The sequence below is a fragment of the Nonomuraea sp. bgisy101 genome, from assembly GCF_057708945.1.
Window position 1 is genome coordinate 1 of record NZ_JBYITD010000092.1, and the last position, 3,609, is coordinate 3,609.

At 64.9% G+C, this 3,609-nt stretch carries 1 protein-coding gene and 2 pseudogenes; 2 read left to right on the forward strand and 1 reads right to left on the reverse strand.

Annotation, left to right across the window (positions count from 1 at the left end; all coding sequences use genetic code 11):
* Both AC3EO4_RS55425 and AC3EO4_RS55430 read left to right on the forward strand, forming a co-directional pair.
* Positions 1 to 441, forward strand: a pseudogene (locus AC3EO4_RS55425) (tyrosine-type recombinase/integrase); the annotation flags it as partial.
* Between the two features lie 752 nt (positions 442 to 1,193).
* Positions 1,194 to 2,225, forward strand: a pseudogene (locus AC3EO4_RS55430) (IS256 family transposase); the annotation flags it as partial.
* 21 nt (positions 2,226 to 2,246) lie between these two features.
* Here AC3EO4_RS55430 and AC3EO4_RS55435 read toward each other — a convergent pair.
* Positions 2,247 to 3,515 (reverse strand): IS110 family RNA-guided transposase, encoded by a 1,269-nt coding sequence (locus AC3EO4_RS55435; RefSeq protein WP_431904901.1) that lies wholly within the window; start codon positions 3,513 to 3,515, stop codon positions 2,247 to 2,249.
* Positions 3,516 to 3,609 lie beyond the last annotated feature (94 nt).

Consider the following 3,609-nt stretch of genomic DNA (forward strand, 5'->3'; position numbering starts at 1 on the left):
GGGTACACCGACTCGGGCGAGACCCATGAAGAGCGCGGGCTCAAGCACCGCGAGATGACGGAGACCCGGCCGGTTCCGATCCCGCCGGACCTCGTTTCGATCATTCGCGATCACATCGCGACGCATGGCGTGGGGGAGAACGGGCGTCTCTTCCGAACGCGGACGGGCGGGCTGATCTCCGGCTCGGCCTACGCCAAGGTATGGCGGGAAGCTCGGACCTACGCCTTCACCCCCGATCAGGTGGCCTCTCCGCTGGCCGGCAGACCCTATGACCTTCGACACGCGGCCGTGTCGCTCTGGCTGAACGCGGGCGTGCACGCACCGGAGGCGGCCGAACGAGCCGGGCACGGAGTGGACGTGATGTTGCGCGTCTACGCCAAGTGCATCGATGGGCAACAAGAGGTGGCCAACAAGCGCATCTTGGACGCGCTGGCCGCATGATCAGGAAGTCTCGAAGGACCCCGGGAAACCCCGGGGTCCTTCTTCGTTGCAGCATCGGATTCCCCGTACTGCGCTCCGAAACTCGCCCGTCGACCTGCGGAAACGTGGCCGAGAGCATTCCGCGTATGTTCCGGGATCAGTGGCATGGAGCTGCCTCGGGCCGCCTAGAGCTGCCTACAGGGAACCTCGCCCGATCATGCAAAAGACCAGGTCAACCGTCAGATTGCCTTGTCTCGGTTGCGCGCCCTGCAGGATTCGAACCTGCGACCGTCGGATTAGAAGAAAGATCGTTTGCTGATTCGTCGTGTCAGTTAATGTCCATCCGTCCCGCGCTGGATCGATTTCAGTGTCCGGCCGTGCCGTGAACTGTCGGCGCGTTCCGGGACGGACGAGCACGGACCGAGCACGGCTGACCGGCCGGTGTTGCATAGGACGGCGAAACCCTCACCGCCGTAGGCGCTGACGGCACTCCGATCACCTTCGCCCGCCCCAGCCACTGATGTTCAGCCAAGCAGTCCCCCAAAGCACGCGAACGCCTCAACTGGCGTAATCCGTTGAGTTGAGGCACCCTGCGGTGGCTTCGGAGGCGCGGCATCACACGCTAAAACAGCACCCTCGGGCCGGTGGAACCGGTTGCGTCCACGGACGTGGTGTACGAGTTTTCGCTGGTGACAGGCGTGGCGCCGTGAAATGAAGACGGCCATCGCGTGATCCTTCAGGTTGCGAAACCAAGATCGAAGGAGAACAAAGCGATGGCCGTGACCAACAGTGTGGACCCCGCAAGCTGGCTGGCGGAGCAGATCGAACACGGGGATCCGGATCTGTTGCGATCCATGGTGAAGACCATGGCCGAAACGTTGATGTCAGCCGAGGCCGACGGCCTGTGCGGCGCCGGATACGGCCAGCGCAGCGACGATCGCACCAACCGGCGTAACGGCTACCGCTCCCGTGACTGGGACACCCGCGCAGGCACCGTCGAGCTCGCCATTCCCAAACTGCGCTCGGGCTCCTACTTTCCCGACTGGCTACTGGAACGGCGCCGCCGGGCCGAACAGGCGCTCATCAGCGTGGTGGCCACCAGCTACCTGCTCGGGGTCTCCACGCGGCGGGTGGACAAACTGGTCGAACAACTCGGCATCAAGCACATCTCCAAGAGCCAGGTCTCGGAGATGGCCAAGGTGCTCGACACGCAGGTGGAGGCCTTTCGCACCCGGGCGCTGGACACCGGCCCATACGCCTTCGTCTGGCTGGACGCCCTGACCCAGAAGGTCCGCGAAGGCGGGCGGATCATCAACGTCCACGTGCTGGTCGCCACTGCCGTCAACACCAACGGCCAGCGCGAGATCCTCGGCCTGGAGGTCACCTCCGCCGAGGACGGCGCCGGCTGGCTGGCCTTTCTGCGCAATCTGGTCGCCCGCGGCCTGTCGGGGGTGCAGCTGGTCATCTCCGATGCTCACACCGGTTTGGTGCAGGCGATAGGCGCGAGCTTGCCGGGTGCCTGCTGGCAGCGTTGCCGCACCCATTACCTGCGCAACCTGCTCACCACCGTCCCGAAGTCCGCCCAGCCGTGGGTCGCGACGTTGGTGCGCACCATCTTCGATCAGCCCACCGCCGAGGCCGTTCACACCCAGCACGCCTGGGTGATCGACGCGTTGGAGGCGAAGTATCCAGTCGCGTGCGAGCATCTGGACGCCGCCCGTGAGGAGCTGCTGGCCTTCGCCGCCTTCCCTCGGGAAACCTGGCGGCAGGTCTGGTCGAACAATCCGCAGGAACGGCTGAACAAGACCTCCGATAGTGGTTGTTCGTCAAGCAGCCGAGGAGAACAGGGTGGGGAAGGCCTTGCCAGGGTCGTATTTCTGGCTGGTCTGCAGGCAGTGATAGAGCTGGCCGAGCATCCGGTTGAACAAGTGCCGAAGGGCGGCCGGGTGGCCATCTCCGGTGCCGCGGCGCTGTTGGTAGTGCCCGCGGGCCGGCGGGTGGTTGGTGAGTGCCATGAATGCCCAGCTGAAGCCGGTGGCGGCGAGTCGGTTGTTCTTCACTTTCCGGTGTGTGATCAAGATGCTCTTCCCCGATGCTCGAGTGATCGGGGCCGATCCCGCATAGGCCTTGATTGCCCGAGCATCGGCGAAGCGGTCACGGTCGTCGCCGATCTCGGCCAGGAGGCGGGCGCCCAGCATGTCGCCCAGACCAGGAAAGCTGAGGATCACCGCGTGGTCGGGGTGCTGGTGGAAGGCCTGGGTGACGGTCTCGCCCAGACGCTCGACGTTGGTGCATTCGGCATCCAGAACGGCCAGCAGTGCCAGCGCCTGCTCACCCATGGCCTGCTCGACCAGATGAGGCTGGCGCAGCTGCGGCTGATGCAGTGCATGGTGAATCTCGTCGGCCAGGTCCTCGACGCGACGACGTCGGCCTGACTGGCGCAATGCGGTTGCTATCTGGGCGCGCGGCAGGGCGGCCGCGAGCGTGGGGGTGGGCGCGATCTTCAACACAGCGCGAGCCTCACGGCTGGTCAAGCCGGAGCTCTGACCTCGGACGATCTCCAGGAAGGTCGGGTAGTACTCGCGCAGCAGTGATCGCAGCTCGTTGGAGATCCGGGTACGTCGCCATGTCGCATCCTGGTGAGCGCGAGCCAACACTGCTATCGCCCGGACCAGCTCGGAGTCCTCCGGCAAAGCCCGGTGCGCATGAGCGTCGGTGCGCAGGATGTTGGCCAGCACCATGGCATCGATGTGGTCTGACTTTTTACGGGCGACCGAGTAGCGCTCTCGATAGCGGGCCACAGCCATCGGATTGATGGAGTAGACGCGTCGACCGGTAGCTCGCAGCGTCGCGACCAGGAGACCACGAGGGGTCTCGATCGCCACCGGGATCGGCGCCTCAGCGGTGTCACCAGCAGCCGCCAGCATCTCCACCAGCTCGGCGAAGCCCTCGATCGTTTCCGAGATTCTGCGCTTGGCCACCAACTGGCCGTCTTGGTCGACCAAGGCGATGTCGTGATGTCCTTCCGCCCAATCGATCCCACAGAACACGCTCACGTCTGATTGCCCCTTCGTTCCTCCCCCGAGATGACCCATTTCTGGCTGTCCTGAGACCCTGACGAGACCGCGCGGCACCCTAATAACAAGGCTCGAGGCCTTCCCTCCGATTGAGCCGTTCGCGATCCCAGCG